Genomic DNA, 15,488 nt, shown 5'->3' on the forward strand with positions numbered 1-15,488 from the left:
GCGGGGGGGGGGGGCGCCCCCGGGCCCGTTTTTAATCTTTTTTAAAAACCGGCGGGGGGGGGGCCCGGGGCGGGCCCCCCCCCCGCCGCGTTCACTCCGGGCTCAGGCGTAGGTTTCCCCGGCCGCGGCCTTGGCGCGCAACGAATCCGGAACCTCGAACCGATCACCGTAGCGGGCACGCAGCTCGTCGGCGCGTGCCACGAAACCGGCCGTGCCGCCTTCGTACTGGTTGATGTACTGGATCACGCCGCCGGTCCAGGCCGGGAAGCCGATGCCGAAGATGGAACCGATGTTGGCATCGGGGACGGTGCGCAGGACGCCCTCGTCGAAGCAGCGGACGGTGTCGATGGCTTCGGAGAACAGCATGCGCTCCTGCATGTCGCGGAACGGGATGCCGTGGTCGGCCTTGGTGTACTTCTCCACCAGGCCGGGCCACAAGCCGAGCTTGTTGCCCTGCTCGTCGTACTCGTAGAAGCCGCGGCCCGCCAAGCGGCCGGGTCGGTCGTACTCCTCGACCATGGCGTCGACCAGCGGGTAGGCGTTGGAGTCGACCCAGCGCTTGCCCTCGGCGAGGAAGTTCTCCCGCAGCGAGCGCCGGATCTTCTGCGCGAGCTCGAGATTGATCTCGTCGTTGAGCGCGAGCGCGCCGACCGGGTAGCCCGCCTGGGTGGCGGCCTGCTCGACGGTGGCCGGGTGCACGCCCTCGGCGACCAACGCGACGGCCTCGTCCATGAACTGGCCGATGACGCGGCTGGTGAAGAAGCCGCGACTGTCGTTGACGACGATCGGCGTCTTCTTGATGGCGAGGGTGTAGTCGATGGCCCGCGCGATGGCCTCGTCGCTCGTCTCCGCGCCGACGATGATCTCCACCAGCGGCATCTTGTCGACGGGGGAGAAGAAGTGCAGTCCGATGAAGTCCTTCGGCCGGGTGACGCCGGTGGCCAGATCGGTGATCGGCAGGGTCGAGGTGTTCGAGCCCAGCAGCGCGTCGCCGTTCACGACCGACTCGATCTCGGCGAAGACCTTCTTCTTCAGCTCCGGATCTTCGAACACGGCCTCGACGACGAAATCGCAGCCCGCGGCATCGGCCGGGTCGGCGGTCGGGTGGATGCGGTCCAGTACCTGATCGCGCTTGTCCTGGGTGATCCGGCCCTTGGCCAGCGCCTTGTCCAGCAGCTTGCGCGAGTAGTCCTTGCCGCGTTCGGCGGCCTCCACGGTGACGTCCTTGAGCACCACCCGCATTCCGGCCTGGGCCTGGACGTAGGCGATCGCCGCGCCCATCATGCCCGCGCCCAGCACCAGCACCTTCTCCGGTTTGCGCACCGGGTAGCCCTCGGGGCGGCTGCCGCCCTTGTTGATGCTGCCCAGGTCGAAGAAGAACGCCTTGATCATGTTGGCGGAAATCTGGCCGCAGATGAGGTTGGTGCAGTACCGGGTCTCGATCTTGAACGCGGTGTCGAGGTCGACCTGCGCGCCCTCGACGGCCGTGGCCAGCACGGCGATCGGCGCGGGCATGGGCGCGCCCTTCAGTTGCTTGCGCACGTTCGCCGGGAACGCGGGCAGGTTCGCCGCCAACGACGGGCTGGCCGGGGTGCCGCCGGGGATCTTGTAACCCTTGACGTCCCACGGCTGGACCGCGTCGGGGTTGGCCTTGATCCACGCGCGGGCGTTGTCGAAAAGTTCCTCGCGGGTCGCGACGACTTCGTGAATGATGCCGACCTGCAGCGCCTTCGCGGGCTTCATACGTTGCCCTTGGCCGACCACGTTGAGCACAGCGCCGGTGATGCCGAGCAGCCGCACGGTACGGGTGACGCCGCCCGCGCCCGGCAGCACGCCGAGCGTCACTTCGGGCAGGCCGAGCTGCGAGCCCTTGACGTCCAGCGCGATCCTGCGGTGGCAGGCGAGCGCGAGCTCGAAGCCGCCGCCGAGCGCGGTGCCGTTGATGGCGGCCACCACCGGCTTGCCGAGGGTCTCCAGGCGGCGGAACGCGGCCTTGTAGGTGTCCAGGCCGAGCGCGATGGTGGGCGCGTCCTGCGGCCCGGCGTTCATCAGCAGGTTGAGGTCGCCGCCGGCGAAGAAGGAGTCCTTGCCCGAGGTGACGATGACACCGTCGTAGCTGTCCTTCTCCGCTTCCAGCCGGTCCACGGTGGCGGTGAGATCCCGGGCGAACGCCTCGGTCATGGTGTTGGTGGCCTGAGTGGGATCGTCGATGGTAAGCACCAGCACCCGGTCCGCACCGAGTTCCCAGGCAATCATGTTGTCGCTCATTGCTTTTCGCCTCTACTACTTCCGGATGCTCAGACGCGCTCGATGATGGTGGCGATGCCCATGCCGCCGCCGACGCACAGGGTGATCAGCGCGCGGTCGGCGCCGCGCCGCTCCAGTTCGTCGACCATGGTGCCGGTGATCATCGCGCCGGTCGCGCCGAGTGGGTGGCCCATGGCGATGGCGCCGCCGTTGACGTTGATCTTCTCGTCCGGGATGCCGAGCTTCTTCTGGTAGTTGAGCACCACGGAGGCGAACGCCTCGTTCAGCTCGAACAAGTCGATGTCGTCGAGCGTCAATCCCGCGGTGGCGAGCACCTTCTCGGTGGCGGGGACGGGGCCGGTGAGCATGATGGTGCTGTCCGCGCCGCTGACCGCACCCGCGACGATGCGCGCGCGGGGAGTGAGCCCGGCCCGGCGCCCCGCCTCTTCGCTGCCGATGAGCACCAGCGCGGACCCGTCGACGATGCCGGAGGAGTTGCCGGCGTGGTGCACGTGGTCGATCTTCTCCACCCAGTGGTAGCGCTGCAGCGCGACCGCGTCGAAACCGCCCTGTTCGCCCATGAAGGCGAACGACGGCGGCAGGCTCGCCAGGCTCTCCACCGTGGTGTCCGGCCGCATCAGCTCGTCATGGTCGAGGATCACCGCGCCGTTGATGTCCTTCACCGGCACAACGGATTTGGCGAAGTATCCGCCCGACCAGGCGGCGGCGGCGCGCTGCTGGGAGCGGACCGCGTAGGCGTCGACGTCGGCGCGGGAGAAGCCTTCGACGGTGGCGATCAGGTCCGCCGACACGCCCTGCGGCACGAAGTAGGTGCTGTAGTTGGTCGCCGGGTCCATCGGCCACGCGCCGCCGTCGGCGCCCAGCGGCAGCCGCGACATGGATTCCACGCCGCCCGCGATGACGAGCTGGTCCCACCCCGAACGGACCTTCTGGGCGGCGGTGTTCACGGCCTCGAGCCCGGAGGCGCAGAAGCGGTTGAGCTGTACGCCTGCCACCGTCTCGGGCAGTCCTGCGGCCAGCGCCGCGGTCTTGGCGATATCGCCGCCTTGGTCGCCGACCGGGGACACCACGCCGAGCACGATGTCGTCGACGGTCTTGGGATCCAGGTCGGGGTTGCGCGTCTTCAACTCGTCGATCAGGCCGACCACCAGGTCGATCGGCTTGACGCCGTGCAGCGCGCCGGTCTTCTTCCCGCGGCCGCGCGGGGTCCGGATGGCGTCGTAGATATAGGCCTCGGGCATGACTTCCCTCGAGATGGTGTGCAGGTACCGGTGGACCGCGGGGCGAGGGGAGCGGATGGCGCCCCTCGCCGCACGCAGCGACTTGCACACGCCTTGTTGGCGTTGCGTCAACAAATGTCCACTGCTGTTGGCGGATTGTCAATATGGTTCCCGCCACCAGTTGGCGATCTGCCAATAGATCTGCGGAACCGGTGGGTGCCGGGCCTGGCTCAGCCGCGAGAGGCCTGCTCGCGGCGGGGGTGCGTCCACGGCGGTGCGGGCTGGCGCACCATGGCGTTGATGCGATTGAAAGCGTTCATCGCGGCGATGAGTGAGATCAGCGCGGCGAGCTGCGTTTCGTCGTAATGGGCGCGGGCGCGCTCCCAGGTCTCGTCATCGACGCGCCCGCCGTCGGCGAGCCGCGTAGCGGTTTCGGCCAGTTCGAGGGCGGCGCGTTCGGCGTCGGTGTAGACCGCCGCCTCCCGCCACGCGGGCAGTAGGTGGAGCCGCTGTGGATCCTCGCCTGCCGTCAGAGCGTCCTGGGTGTGCAATCCGACGCAGAACGAGCAACCGTTGATCTGGCTCACTCGGATGCGCACCAATTCCTGGGTCTTCGCCTCCAGTGAAGATTGGGCGATCATGCGGTGAGCCGCCTCCATCGCGGGTAGGAACGCCCGGAGCAGCGGATTGCGGCGATAGTCGAGCCGGGGACGCATCACGGAACTCCTGAGATAAAGAGAGAATAATTCTCTTACGATATCGAACGCGGATGTATCCGGCCGTGTGAGCATGCGGAAAGGCAAGGCGCACAACGTATCAGCGAGTCGATCGGGGTGGCTGCGACCGGATCCGGCGGATCGCGCCGCGCGGGCACGTGTCGTGAACCCGACGCGGTGGCGGATTTGAAACAGCCTCCGGCGGAAGGGAATCGCGCCACCGCTGTACAGACGGGCATGCGTCTGTTAGCAAGGAGGGATGGGTCTGTCTTGAAGATGCAGGGTGGCCCGGTATCGAGCGCGCTACGCGCGAAATGAATCGAGTGCCAGATGAGCACAGAATTGCACGGTCTCGACGGCGGCGCCGCGACGTCCTCGGATGGGTGGAAAGACGCCCTCCTCGGACTCGACGCCACCTTCGAACACCGCGGCGACGCGACCATCGTCCACGCCCATGGTGAAGTCGACGCCTACACCCTGCCCGCGTGGCGGCGACTCCTACGCGAGGCGACGACGACCACCGCGGCGCCGGGGCCGATGGTGATCGACACCACCGGCCTCCGCTTCATGTCCGGCCGCTCGCTGGTGGTCTTGGCCGAGGAGGCCGAGGCGTGTTCGCGCCGTGGCATCCGTCTGCGGATCGTCGGTAACCGGCTGGTCGTGGGCCGCGTCGTGGCCGTCCTCGACCTCCACGCGCTGCGGCCCGTTCACTCCCGCCTCGAGGATGCGCTGGCCGACTCGCCGCCGAGCGGGCGATTCCACGGAATCGGGCCACGGGCGTCGTGGCGCGGGCATGCCGGCGCGGCGGAGCGACACCCGCTCTGACGCCGCGTGCCGCACGGCCGGGGTTCCGCTAGGCGGAGCCCCGGCCGTGCGGCACATGGAGGCTTGACAGGCGACGTGTCAGCAATCACACTTTGCGAGGAAAGTTGACATGACTGTCACGTCATTATCAGTTAGTCAGGAGGCATCGGTGCCTGCAGTTCCCGATATGCGCACGCTCGGGCGAGAAGTGAGCAACTGGGGTCGCTGGGGGAGCGACGACGAGCGGGGGACCACGAATCTCATCACGCCCGATCGGGTGGTAGCCGCGGCCGGATTGATCCGGACCGGTGAGGTCTTCCATCTCGGCATTCCCCTCGACGGTGACGGTCCACAACCCGGCGGCCTGCGGATCAACCCCATTCGGCTGATGTCGGAGAACGGGCAAGAACAGGTTCTGCCGGGCGGGTTCAAGTGGGCGGACGATTACGTCTTCATGCCGCTGCAGGCGGGGTCGCAATACGACTCGCTCGCCCACGTGCACTACGACGATCAGCTCTACAACGGCTTCTCCGGCTCCGGCGTCACGGTCAAGGGGGCGGAGAAATGCGGCATCCACACCCAGGCGGCCGGCATCGCCGGTCGCGGCGTCCTGCTCGACGTGGCGCGGGCGCGCGGGGTGGACTGGCTGGAGGCGGGGACCGCGATCGGTCCCGATGAGCTCACCGCGGTCGCCGAAGCCCAAGGGGTCACCGTCGGCTCCGGAGACATCCTGCTGATCAGGACGGGATGGCGCAAGAAGTTCCTCGCCGATCGCGACGCGGCCGGGTTCATGGCCGGTGAGCCGGGACTGGGCCTGAGCTGCGCCACCTGGTTGCGCGAGCGCGATGTGGCGGTGGTCGGCTCGGACAACTGGGCGGTCGAAGTGATGCCGGGCGAGAACCCCGGCGGAGCGTTCGAATTGCACATGGTCCTGATCCGGGACATGGGACTGACCCTCGCCGAAATGCTCGACTTCGAGGCATTGGCCGAGGCGTGCGCCGCCGACGGCCGCTACGAGTTCTTCTACGCGGGCCCACCGTTGCAGTTCACCCGCGGGGTCGGCTCTCCGATCAACCCCCTCGCGATCAGATGAGGCGAGTGATGACCGTTGTGTGGACCCGGAGGGGTGATGTGAATGTTGGTCGGTGACATCGTCGAGTACGGTGCGCGCAAGCACCCGGATCGGCTCGCGCTTCGCTTCGAGGACGAGCAGATCGATTACCGGCAGTTGCGCGATCGGAGCCGCCGCCTGGCGAACGCTCTGCTGCAGGTCGCCGCGCCGGGAGACCGCGTGGCGATCCTGTCGGGCAACTGCACCGAGTATTTCGACTGCTATTACGGCGTTCCGATGGCCGGAATGGTGCTCACGATCCTGAACTTCCGCTCACACCCGGATCAGGTGGCGGCATTGCTCCAGCACTCCGGCGCGAGCGTGCTGATCGTCGCGGCGGAATTCGCCGACGTGGTGCGGCGTATTCGCGATCGCATCCCCGGCGTGCACACCATAGTTTCCATCGGCGCCGCCGAAGGCCTGCTCGGATGGGAGGAATTCGCCGGTGGCGCCCCGGCTTCGGTTCCCGCGGTGCGCCCGGACGCGGATGACACCGCCTGGCTGGTGTACACGAGCGGGACGACCGGAATGCCCAAGGGAGTGATGATCAGTCATCGCAACCTGCTCACCGGGATCACTTCCTCCGCGTTGCACTGGGAGCTGCCCGAATACACGGTCTTCTTGTTCTGCTTCCCGCTGTGCCACGTCGGCGGATACGTCACGGTGCTCAACCATCTGCTCGGCGCGACTGTGGGTTTCCTGCGGGCCTACGACAACGCCACCTTCCTGCGACTGGTACGCGAATGGCAGGTCACGCAGACCGGGCTCGCTCCGACGATGATCAGCTTCCTGCTCCGGGATCCCGCGCTGGACACCCGTGCGCTGGAATCACTGCAAGCGATCGGCTACGGCTCCGCGCCGATTCCGGCGGCCGTGCTGCGGGAGGGACTGGAGCGTTTCGGATGCGACTTCTATCAGGGCATGGGCATGACGGAACTGTCCGGCAATGTCCTGCACCTCGATGTCGCCGCCCATCGCCGCGCGGCGGCCGGGGAAACGGGCCTGCTCGCGTCGGCGGGAAAGCCCATGCGGCTGGCCGATATTCGTGTCGTCGACGACGACCGCAACGATGTCCCCCTCGGCACGGTGGGTGAGATGGTGGTGCGCGGTGATCAGGTGACCGTCGGCTATTGGAATGACCCGGAGGCGACCGCGGACGCGTTCACCGACGGTTGGTTCCACACCGGTGACCTGGTCCGGCAGGACGAGGAGGGCTTCGTCTACATCGTGGACCGGAAGAAGGACCTCATCATCAGCGGAGGCGAGAACGTCGCGTCGCTCATGGTGGAGCAGGCGTTGTATCGCAATCCCGCCGTGGCCGAAGCTGCCGCGATCGGCGTACGTGACGACACCTGGGGCGAGGTGGTCTGCGCCGTCGTGGTGCTGCGGGACGGCGCCGTCGCGGAAGCGGCGGATATCGTCGCCGGTTGCCGCGAGCACCTGGCCGGGTTCCAGGTCCCCCGCCGCGTCGAGTTCGTGGACGCACTGCCGAAGAACGTGACCGGAAAGATCCTCAAACGCGAACTGCGCGAACGGTTGTCCCGTGTGAGTGAATCGGCCTGAGCATCGGTCGTGACGGCTCGACCGGCTCGGAGGACTGCCTCGCGTACCTCCGAGCCGGTCGAACGGCTTTCGGCGTTCCCGAGTCCGTGACCGCAGCCCGGTGCAGGTGGGCGGCGAAGTCGTCGGCCCGGGACGAATTCATCGGAGTCCCTGGTGGACTCGTAGTCCAGGAGCAGTCGGTCCGGGTCGAACCGAGGGTAATCCGCGCCGGGATGGAGCCGCCGGTCGAGTGCTGGGCCGGATATCGGATCTGTCGCCTCCGGAGACCAGGTGCCCCGGTTCATCCGGTCTCGTCGGACGCCACAGCGTGCGGGTGCTGTCGTTCACGGCCATGCGCGTCGTCTCCGCGTCGGAGTTCGTCTGGACGATCGCCTCACGGTAGGCAGTTGCCGCCCCGGAAGCCGGCGAGTTTTCCTCGCCGACCGGCGACACCGCGATCCGGCCGCCGTATCGGTGGATCGAAGGCGGCGCGGTGGTGGAGGTCGCCGCGAGATCGCGCCGTACCTCCGCCACCTGTACGCGCCTCTTCCCCGTCGCGCAGTTGGCCGGCGTCAGCGCTCGGAAGGCAGCTCGTCGGAAGGGGTCCGGTGGTGTTGCGGATTCGCGACTCGTAGACGCGAGAGCACGGCGGCCGAGACCGTCCGGCGAACGGCCTCGGCCCGGTACGGCAGTTCCCCGGCACGCAGTTTCTCGGCCAGTTCCGCTTCCGACGCGCAATGTAGCCCATCCAGCAGCTCCGCCACCCGGGACGTGGCGCCGGCGTCGCGTAGTTCGCGGCCGGATATCCGCAACAGGGAGACGCAGATCCGCAACAGATAGCGCTGCCGCTCGCGGTCTTCGGTCAGAGCCGGGCCGATGTCATCGGTCAAGGTCTCCGCGACCAGGTCGAGTATCTCCGTCACGCCGGGGCGGTCGTGGACGCTGGCCTCGGTAGTCGCGGGGCGATTGCCGTGAGCGGTTGTGTCGAGCAGATCGAGCGCGTCGATGAGGTCGTATTCGGATTCGCAGACCCGGCGGCCGATCGCCGCCAGCTCGAGTGACCGCTCCGCGCCGCCGAGGTGACGTTCGGCTTGAAACCTGCTGAGGATCAACCACTTCAGCGTGCCGAACACCTCCCACCAGTGCAGTTCCGCGTCCGACGGACGGTCGCCGGTGGCGCGCTGGTAGCCGTCGAGAAGTTGTTCGCGGGTGCCGAGACCGGCCACGGGCGCGGGCGCGCCGAAGCGCCAGGCCCGGACGCACAGCCAGCCGAGGTCCTCGATGGGGTCGCCGAGATGGGCGAGTTCCCAGTCGAGGACGCCCCGGATGCCGGTGGGGTCGATCAGCAGGTTGCCGAGCCGGAAGTCGCCGTGTACCAAGCCTGCGGGCCGGCCCGGCGGGCGGTGTTCGCGCAACCAGAGCAAGCCGATCTCCACGGCGGGGCGGGGTTCGCGGATATCGCGATAGACCCGCTCGATGGCGTCGAGGGGATCGGCATCGTCGAGCATGGTGAGCGTGTCGACGGGAGTGCGGTGGATCAGGCCGAGCACATAACCGAAGTCTTCGGCGATATGGCCGCGAACGTTCTCGAACTCCGTATTCCGCTGCAATTTCCGGGGGATCGACTCGCCATCGATCATATTCATCAGCAGATAGGGCGCGTCGATGCCCGGTGCGGAGTCGCCGCTGGCGAGGACTTCGGGTACCGGGACCCCGGCCGCCGCGGTGGCCCGCAAGCAGGCCGCCTCGGCGCGCATCCGGCCGATGTCGCCGTGGCCCGGCGGATCACGGCGCAGCACCGCGGCGAGCTGTCGTCCGGTCTCGTCCGTGGCGCGGACCGCGTACACCTCGCGGCTCGCGCCGCCGGTGAGCCTGCGTACCTCGGCGGCGGCCAGGCGCGCGCCGGTCGCCTCGCTCAGGACAGCGCGCACGCCGTCGGCCAAGGTCACCGCGGAGGTCGTCACAGCCACGGTGCGGCCCCGGGGTCGCGCAGCAGCCGCCGCGCGGTCGACATGCGGTGAACCTCGTCCGGACCGTCGTACACGCGGGCGTAGCGAGCCTGCCGGTACATACGTTCCAATGGCGTATCGGCGGTCAGGCCCAGTGCGCCGTGCACCTGGATGGCGCGATCGATGACGTCGTGCAGCATGCGGGCGCCCCAGAACTTCACCAGCCCCACCCGGACGCGGTAGTCGGCTCCGGCGTCCATCGCGCGCGCCGCGTCGAGGGTCATCAGCCGCGCGGCGTGGATCTGCGCCGCGGACTCGGCGATGTAGCGGTGGATCTCGCCCTTCTCCGCCAGCACCGACCCGTGCGCGAAGCGGGTGTTCGCGCGGGCGCACATCAGCTCGTAGGCGCGCTGGGCCTGGCCGAGCCAGCGCATGCAGTGGAAGATCCGGCCCGCGCCGAGGCGGTCCTGCGCCACCACGAATCCCTTGCCGCGTTCGCCCAGCAGGTTCGCCGCTGGCACCCGGACGTCGGTCAGCCGGACTTCGTAATGATCGCTCGGGTCGTGCCCCATGGTCGGGATGGCGCGCACGATCTCGAACCCGGGGGTGTCGGTGGGAACGATGATCGCGCTGATGCGTTCGTGCCTGGGCGCGGTGCCGGGCTCGGTTCGCGCGAACACGGTGCAGAACGCGGCCTGCTCGGCAGCCGTGGTGAACCACTTGTGCCCGTTGATCACCCAGCTGTCGCCGTCGAGTTCGGCGCGGGTTTCGATCAGCGTGGGGTCGGAACCGGCGGCATCCGGCTCGGTCAATCCGACCGATGGCAGGATGTCCCCGGACACCATCGGTTCGATCCACCGGTCGCGCTGCTCTCGGCTGCCGTGCCGGTGCAGCATGAGGGTGTCCTGCATGGACACCGAGCCGACGGCGAGCTGGCCGAACTCGGAACGGCCGATGATCTCGTTGAGGTAGACGAAATCGAGGAACGGCAGGCCGCCGCCCCCGACTTCCGCCGGATGGCCCAGCGCCCACAGACCGAGCTCCTTGGCCCGCTCTCGCAGCCGTGCCAGCACCGCCGCGGCGGCAGCGCCGGGCACGGCGAGAACGGCCTCCTGCGGGATGACCTCGTCATCGATGAAAGAACGCAGCCGCGAGGCCAATTCGGCTACTCGGCCCGCGGGTCGGTCGTGGGTCATGCGCGACGCTCCCCGGCAGCGGTGGACACCTCGCGCAGCGGCCGGGTCGCGGCCGAGTCGACATATTCGTCGATCCGGGTGATGCGCCCGTCCCGGACCTGGACGAACAGGCTCGCCGGAACCTCGAGCGCGCCGTGGCCCGGCAGATGACCACGCAGAACGTGCTGCTGGGCGAAGCCGTCGGGGAGCGCGTAGCGGCGGATGTCCTCGTAGCGCAGATTCTCGACGGTGCGCGACAGCCAGCGCAGCACGCGCAGATTCTCGGCGACGGTCTGTTCGGTGCCGTCGTCGTTGTGCCAGATCCTGGCATCCGGCGCGTACAGGTCGGTCAGCGCCGTCGCGTCGCCTGCGCTGACGGCGGCGAAGAAACGATCGGCCAGTTCATTCATGGGGTGTCCTCTTCTTCGAGCACGTGCCGCGCGGGTCAGCGCCCGGCGGCGGAGGATGGGGCGAGGCGTCCGCCCACGCGCAGCAGGTTGCTGTCGGCGGGCTTGCCGAGCAGGCGGGAGAGCAGACGCGCGGCGTCGAGGGTCGCCTCGAGGTCGATGCCGGTGGCGATGCCGCTGTCTTCGAACAGGTAGACCAGTTCCTCGGTGGCGAGGTTCCCGCTGGCGGCCGGGGCGAAAGGGCAGCCACCGAAACCGCCTACGGACGAGTCGAACCGGCGGATGCCGTGCAAGTAGCCCGACCACGCGTTGGCCGAACTCTGGCCGCGGGTGTTGTGCAGGTGCAGACCGAGGTCGATGCCGGGGGCCGCCGCGCGCACCAGATCGATCACCGCGCCGGTGCGGCGCGGGGTGGCGGTGCCGACGGTGTCGGCGATGGAGAGGCTGTCGGCGCCGGAGGCTATCGCGCGGGCGGCGATCGCGGCGACTCGCTCCGGCGGGGTGGGGCCGTCGAACGGGCAGTCGAAAGCGATGGCGATGATCACCTCCAGCTCGCCACCCGCGGCGTGGACCAGATCGGCGATGGGCGCGATGAGCGCAACCGATTCCTCGCTCGTGCGACCGACATTCGCCACGCTGTGCCCGTCCGAGGCCGAGACTACGTACTCGAGCCGCGTCATGCCCGCCGTGAGCGCTCGCCGGACACCGCCGACCCCCGCCACCAGCGCGGAGAAGACGACACCGGGCCATCGATGCAGCTGGGCGGCGATGGTCTCGGCATCGGCGAGTGCCGGAACCGCCCGGGGCGAGACGAAGGAGGTGACCTCGATACGGCCGACGCCCGTCGCGACGAGCGCATCGATCAGCTGGAGTTTGGCCTCGGCGGGGATGGGCGCTTCGATCTGCAGGCCGTCGCGCGGCGCCACCTCCCGGATCTCGACCTGCGCGGGCGCGGTCACGCGATCGTGCCTTGGGCGCGCAGCGCGGCGAGCCGGTCCCGGTCGTAGCCGAGCAGCCCGGCGAGGACCTCGTCGGTGTGCGTGCCAGGGCGGCTGGGACCGCCCCACCGCACACCGCCGGGTGTGTCGCTGAGTTTGGGGACCACCCCGACTCCTTTCACCGGGACCGGATCGAACTCCTCGTCGGCGGGCCCGACGGAGGGATCACGATGGTCGACGAAGATCTCGCGGGCGATGAACTGGGGATCGGTCATCACTTCGGCGACGGTGTTGACCGGACCGGCGACCACACCGAAGCGGGCGAGCAGGTCGATGAGATCGGTGGCGGTGAATCCCGCCGCCCACCGCGCGATCAGCTCGTCGAGTTCGTCCTGATGTTCGCCGCGCGCGGTGTGGTTGGCGTATCTGGGGTCGGTGGCCAGCTCCGGCCGCTCCATCGCCGCGGCCAGCCGCCCGAACACGGTGTCCTGGTTGGCCGCGATGATGACCCACAATCCGTCCTTGGAGCGGTACAGATTCGAGGGCGCGATCCGGTCGAGCCGGGTGCCCGACGGCTGCCGGACGTGTCCCGTCTTGTGATAGTCGGGGACGGTGGATTCCTGAATGGCGAGCGACGACTCGGTCAGGGCGGCGTCGACGATCTGCCCGCGCCCGGTGCGTTCCCGCACCAGCAGCGCGGCGAGAACGCCTTGGCAGGCGAAGAGCCCGGCGAGACTGTCACCCAGGGACAGCGCGATCCTCGGCGGCGCCTGTCCCGGGAACCCGTTGAGGTACCGCAGCCCGCTGACGCCCTCGGCGACAGAGGCGTAACCCGGTCGCGACGCATAGGGGCCGGTCTGCCCGTAGCCCGATACCCGTGCGAGCACCAGCCCGGGACTGATCGCGGACAAGACGTCGTAGCCGAGCCCCCAGCGCTCCAAGGTGCCCGGACGGAAGCTTTCCACCACCACGTCCGCGGTGCGCACGAGTTCCAGGAAGACCTCGCGCCCGGCCTCGGTGCGCAGATCCAGGCTGACGCACCGCTTGTTGCGCGCGTGCACCGACCAGAAGTACTGGTGCCCGCCCGCGGCCTGCCCCCACTCGCGGAGCGGATCGGGGCGGTCGGGGGCTTCGATCTTGATGACGTCCGCGCCGAGATCACCGAGGAGGCGGCCGCAGTACGGACCGGCGATCAAGGTTCCCAGCTCGAGCACTCGGTACCCGTCGAGCGCGCCGGGGGGCGCGTCCGCGCCGGGCTGAGCCTCCGTTGTCATGATGCCTCCTCGGGGAATGGCGACATGGTGGGATCGGTCGCGGCAAGCGACGCGCCGGTCGGCTCGCAGGCACCGAAAAGCCCACTCGAGTAAGGGTTCTTGGATAGAGCGAGGGTCGGTCAGCGCTCCTGATCGAGGCCGAGCGCGCCGACGCACATCTGGTCGAGGGTCTCCAGCAGCGCCTCTTCGTTCGCGTCGTCGCCCTGGATCAACCACAGATACAAGGTGTGATCGACCATCGCGGCCATCGCGCGGGCGGCCAGCTCCGGGTCGAGATTCGCGCGCACCAGGCCTTCGGACTGCCAGCGGGCGATCGCGCGCGCGGTCCGGTCGATCAGCTGGCGGCGATGCTCGTGCCGCAGCAGGCGGAAGTCGTCGTTGATGGTCGCGACCTGCTCGATGATCGCCATCATCAGCGCGTTGCGCCGGTATGCCCGGTAATACGACCGGTTGGACGCGATCAATTTCTCGGCGGGCGACAGATTGCCTTCCGCCGGTTCGCGGCGGTGCATGTCCTCGAAAAGCCGATTGCTGAGCTCGCCGAAGACATCTTCCTTCGATTCGAAGTAGCGATAGAAGGTGCCGTAGGAGACCCCGGCCTCCTGGGCGATGTGCTCCACCCTGGCGTCGAGGAAACCGACTGTTTCGAAGACCTTCCGCGCCGCGTCCAGCAGCGAGTCGCGCGTCTTGCGTCCTCGCGGGGTCAGCGTGTCCACCGGGGCGGGGGAACTATTGACAGATGACTTCGCCACGAGACAGACTATTCCTGAAGATGACATGACTGTCAAGTCATCTTTTGTCCGGCCATCGGTGCCGGATCGGTTGCGTCGGCGACCATTGTCGCTCATCGGAAGGATTGCCATGAACGCTCCCAATTCGAAATACGAACTGCGCGGAATCAATCACCTGGCCCTGGTGTGCTCCGATATGCGCCGAACGATCGATTTCTACAGCGGAATGCTGGGGATGCCGTTGATCAAGACCATCGAGCTGCCCGGAAATCTGGGGCAGCACTTCTTCTTCGACTGCGGTAACGGCAACACCCTGGCCTTCTTCTGGCTGGCCGACGCCCCCGACGCCGCACCGGGCGTGGCGGCGCCCAGGGGCCTGCCCGACACGGGGGAACTCCTCAGCGCGGTCGGCTCGATGAATCATGTCGCCTTCGCCGTTCCGCCGGAGCGGTTCGACGAGTACTACCAGCGGCTGCGCGAGGAGGGCATCGAGGTCAGCCGCGTGCTCAACCACGACGACAGTCCGGCCGGTGTGTCGCGAGACGTGCACCCGGGGACGTTCGTGCGTTCGTTCTATTTCCAGGATCCCGACGGCGTGCTGCTCGAATTCGCCTGCTGGACGCGGACGTTCACCGAGGCCGACGTCTCCCACGAGCCGAAGACCGCCGCCGACCGCCGCGTCCCCGCGTCGCGCTGAACCGAAAGAAGCGTCATGCCCCGACTGCGTGAAGTGCCCCGCGCCGAAGTCACCGACGAGCGGATCCTGTTCTTCTACGACCGCCTGTTCGGCCCCGACAAGGACCCAGCCGTCGATCACGGCACGATCCACGCCACGCCCGGCGACTGGTGGACGGTGTTCGCTCAATCGCCGGAGGTATTCCGGCACGCCGTGCGCGGTTTCGCCGTCTACCGCAACGCGACCCTCGATCCGGCCTTGCGCGAATTGGGGCAGAGCCGGGCCGGATACGCCCGCGGCAGCCAGTTCGTCTTCTCTCAGCACTGCAAGCAGATGCGCTCGCTTGGCGTGCCCGAGGAGAAGATCGCGGCGATCCCGCACTGGCAGATCAGCGATTGCTTCTCCCCGCTGGAACGCGCTTTGCTGGCCTACACCGACGCTCTCGTCTACGACGGAGGGCGCGTTCCGGACGAGGTGTTCGCGGTGTTGCGGGCCGAGCTGACCGATAGGGAGATCATGGAGTTCACCTACATCACCACTCTCTACGACATGCATGCCACCATCTGCCGGGCGCTGCGCCTGGAATACGACGACCGGCCGGAACCGGTGGCGGAAGTGCGGCTGCCCGAGGGTGTGGAAGCCAGGGATCTGTCCGCGGATCTGTCCGGAACCTGATC

The 15,488-nt window shown here is 68.3% G+C and carries 14 protein-coding genes; 5 read left to right on the forward strand and 9 right to left on the reverse strand.

Annotation, left to right across the window (positions count from 1 at the left end):
• Nucleotides 1-102: 102 nt before the first annotated feature.
• From ACWDMM_RS00005 to ACWDMM_RS00015, 3 genes are all read right to left on the reverse strand, one after another.
• Nucleotides 103-2,268: a 3-hydroxyacyl-CoA dehydrogenase NAD-binding domain-containing protein gene (locus tag ACWDMM_RS00005; protein ID WP_357104842.1), complete on the reverse strand. Its 2,166-nt coding sequence runs from the start codon at nt 2,266-2,268 to the stop codon at nt 103-105.
• Nucleotides 2,269-2,297: 29 nt separating this feature from the next.
• Complete coding sequence (locus tag ACWDMM_RS00010; protein ID WP_195081101.1) at nt 2,298-3,509, reverse strand: acetyl-CoA C-acetyltransferase; 1,212 nt, start codon at nt 3,507-3,509, stop codon at nt 2,298-2,300.
• Between the two features lie 209 nt (nt 3,510-3,718).
• Nucleotides 3,719-4,204, reverse strand: coding sequence for a carboxymuconolactone decarboxylase family protein (locus ACWDMM_RS00015; protein ID WP_449935167.1), 486 nt, complete (start codon nt 4,202-4,204; stop codon nt 3,719-3,721).
• Between the two features lie 330 nt (nt 4,205-4,534).
• Here ACWDMM_RS00015 and ACWDMM_RS00020 point away from each other — a divergent pair, with 330 nt between their 5' ends.
• The 3 genes from ACWDMM_RS00020 to ACWDMM_RS00030 all read left to right on the forward strand — a co-directional run bounded on the left by ACWDMM_RS00020 (nt 4,535) and on the right by ACWDMM_RS00030 (nt 7,682).
• Nucleotides 4,535-5,029 carry an anti-sigma factor antagonist gene (locus ACWDMM_RS00020; RefSeq protein WP_195081103.1) on the forward strand — a complete coding sequence of 165 codons (495 nt, stop codon included), beginning with the start codon at nt 4,535-4,537 and terminating at the stop codon, nt 5,027-5,029.
• Nucleotides 5,030-5,195: 166 nt separating this feature from the next.
• Nucleotides 5,196-6,101, forward strand: coding sequence for a cyclase family protein (locus ACWDMM_RS00025; protein WP_195081409.1), 906 nt, complete (start codon nt 5,196-5,198; stop codon nt 6,099-6,101).
• A gap of 42 nt (nt 6,102-6,143) precedes the next feature.
• Nucleotides 6,144-7,682: a long-chain-fatty-acid--CoA ligase gene (locus tag ACWDMM_RS00030; protein WP_449935169.1), complete on the forward strand. Its 1,539-nt coding sequence runs from the start codon at nt 6,144-6,146 to the stop codon at nt 7,680-7,682.
• Between the two features lie 551 nt (nt 7,683-8,233).
• Here ACWDMM_RS00030 and ACWDMM_RS00035 read toward each other — a convergent pair.
• The 6 genes from ACWDMM_RS00035 to ACWDMM_RS00060 all read right to left on the reverse strand — a co-directional run bounded on the left by ACWDMM_RS00035 (nt 8,234) and on the right by ACWDMM_RS00060 (nt 14,156).
• Nucleotides 8,234-9,625: a phosphotransferase gene (locus ACWDMM_RS00035; protein ID WP_195081410.1), complete on the reverse strand. Its 1,392-nt coding sequence runs from the start codon at nt 9,623-9,625 to the stop codon at nt 8,234-8,236.
• The gene (locus ACWDMM_RS00040; protein ID WP_195081105.1) at nt 9,622-10,806 is read right to left on the reverse strand and encodes an acyl-CoA dehydrogenase family protein; all 1,185 of its coding nucleotides are present in this window, start codon (nt 10,804-10,806) and stop codon (nt 9,622-9,624) included. Before ACWDMM_RS00040 ends, ACWDMM_RS00035 begins: the two co-directional genes overlap by 4 nt.
• Nucleotides 10,803-11,195 carry a nuclear transport factor 2 family protein gene (locus ACWDMM_RS00045; protein ID WP_195081106.1) on the reverse strand — a complete coding sequence of 131 codons (393 nt, stop codon included), beginning with the start codon at nt 11,193-11,195 and terminating at the stop codon, nt 10,803-10,805. The genes ACWDMM_RS00040 and ACWDMM_RS00045 overlap by 4 nt, the downstream gene beginning before the upstream one ends.
• A gap of 35 nt (nt 11,196-11,230) precedes the next feature.
• A complete protein-coding gene (locus ACWDMM_RS00050; protein ID WP_449935175.1) occupies nt 11,231-12,151 on the reverse strand; it encodes a hydroxymethylglutaryl-CoA lyase in 921 nt (306 codons plus the stop codon).
• Nucleotides 12,148-13,404 carry a CaiB/BaiF CoA transferase family protein gene (locus tag ACWDMM_RS00055; RefSeq protein ID WP_357104852.1) on the reverse strand — a complete coding sequence of 419 codons (1,257 nt, stop codon included), beginning with the start codon at nt 13,402-13,404 and terminating at the stop codon, nt 12,148-12,150. Before ACWDMM_RS00055 ends, ACWDMM_RS00050 begins: the two co-directional genes overlap by 4 nt.
• 119 nt (nt 13,405-13,523) lie before the next feature.
• Complete coding sequence (locus tag ACWDMM_RS00060; protein WP_195081109.1) at nt 13,524-14,156, reverse strand: TetR/AcrR family transcriptional regulator; 633 nt, start codon at nt 14,154-14,156, stop codon at nt 13,524-13,526.
• A gap of 109 nt (nt 14,157-14,265) precedes the next feature.
• On the opposite strand from ACWDMM_RS00060, the gene ACWDMM_RS00065 reads away from it, so the two are divergent.
• Together ACWDMM_RS00065 and ACWDMM_RS00070 are read left to right on the forward strand one after the other, a co-directional pair.
• Entirely contained in the window at nt 14,266-14,832 is a 567-nt protein-coding gene (locus ACWDMM_RS00065; RefSeq protein WP_357104855.1) for a VOC family protein, read from the forward strand.
• 15 nt (nt 14,833-14,847) lie between these two features.
• Complete coding sequence (locus ACWDMM_RS00070; RefSeq protein WP_195081111.1) at nt 14,848-15,486, forward strand: carboxymuconolactone decarboxylase family protein; 639 nt, start codon at nt 14,848-14,850, stop codon at nt 15,484-15,486.
• Nucleotides 15,487-15,488: the final 2 nt, after the last annotated feature.

It is taken from the genome of Nocardia sp. NPDC003726, assembly GCF_053586955.1.

What these genes read in the sequence shown, in the direction of transcription:
- ACWDMM_RS00030 (WP_449935169.1), top strand. Translation starts at nt 6,144, where the DNA reads ATGTTGGTCGGTGACATCGTCGAGTACGGTGCGCGCAAGCACCCGGAT.
- ACWDMM_RS00020 (WP_195081103.1), top strand. Translation starts at nt 4,535, where the DNA reads ATGAGCACAGAATTGCACGGTCTCGACGGCGGCGCCGCGACGTCCTCG.
- ACWDMM_RS00070 (WP_195081111.1), top strand. Translation starts at nt 14,848, where the DNA reads ATGCCCCGACTGCGTGAAGTGCCCCGCGCCGAAGTCACCGACGAGCGG.
- ACWDMM_RS00010 (WP_195081101.1), bottom strand. Translation starts at nt 3,509, where the DNA reads ATGCCCGAGGCCTATATCTACGACGCCATCCGGACCCCGCGCGGCCGC.
- ACWDMM_RS00045 (WP_195081106.1), bottom strand. Translation starts at nt 11,195, where the DNA reads ATGAATGAACTGGCCGATCGTTTCTTCGCCGCCGTCAGCGCAGGCGAC.
- ACWDMM_RS00005 (WP_357104842.1), bottom strand. Translation starts at nt 2,268, where the DNA reads ATGAGCGACAACATGATTGCCTGGGAACTCGGTGCGGACCGGGTGCTG.
- ACWDMM_RS00055 (WP_357104852.1), bottom strand. Translation starts at nt 13,404, where the DNA reads ATGACAACGGAGGCTCAGCCCGGCGCGGACGCGCCCCCCGGCGCGCTC.
- ACWDMM_RS00025 (WP_195081409.1), top strand. Translation starts at nt 5,196, where the DNA reads ATGCGCACGCTCGGGCGAGAAGTGAGCAACTGGGGTCGCTGGGGGAGC.
- ACWDMM_RS00040 (WP_195081105.1), bottom strand. Translation starts at nt 10,806, where the DNA reads ATGACCCACGACCGACCCGCGGGCCGAGTAGCCGAATTGGCCTCGCGG.
- ACWDMM_RS00015 (WP_449935167.1), bottom strand. Translation starts at nt 4,204, where the DNA reads ATGCGTCCCCGGCTCGACTATCGCCGCAATCCGCTGCTCCGGGCGTTC.
- ACWDMM_RS00065 (WP_357104855.1), top strand. Translation starts at nt 14,266, where the DNA reads ATGAACGCTCCCAATTCGAAATACGAACTGCGCGGAATCAATCACCTG.